The following is a 486-nucleotide window of genomic DNA, read 5'->3' as shown; positions in this document are numbered from 1 at the left end:
ACATAGGCATCCTGTTCGCGGTGTGTAGGCAGATACAGTTCTACTTGTTCACCGATTTCAGGCATATCGTACCAGCCACTATGTTCTTCGGCTACATATCGAGTCGCTACAGGAAACCAGCAGGCTTTGGCAGGATCTTGCTTCGGGTCGATGTCCAGTTGAAGCTGTACGAAATCCTGCTGAACCTTGAGCACCGTTCCTGTCAACGAAATTCCGGTGGCCTGATCGTTTTCATACCGGGCATAGCGAATATTCTGTTCCGCTTGAAGATCATAACGGGTACGCAGTAAGCCATCCTCTAACCGTGTCACTGCCCGAACGACGACCAGTTCTTTGCCTTGTCCAATAGGTAACGTGATAAGGTCGCCCAGTGCATAGTATTGCAAACTTTCAATTGTATAGGTGACATACGAGCCAGTACGTTGTTCTCCGGGCTTTTCCGCATCCAGTTCATGAAACGTTTTCCGTACCCGATAAAACACATCC

General features: G+C 48.8%; 1 pseudogene. It reads right to left on the bottom strand.

Annotated elements, in window-relative coordinates:
• Positions 1 to 486, bottom strand: a pseudogene (locus tag ACIFQM_RS20950) (hypothetical protein); the annotation flags it as partial.

The sequence above is a fragment of the Paenibacillus sp. NRS-1782 genome, from assembly GCF_050467685.1.
GTDB lineage: Bacteria > Bacillota > Bacilli > Paenibacillales > Paenibacillaceae > Paenibacillus > Paenibacillus terrae_A.
This window is presented reverse-complemented; position numbering and strand designations above follow the sequence as displayed.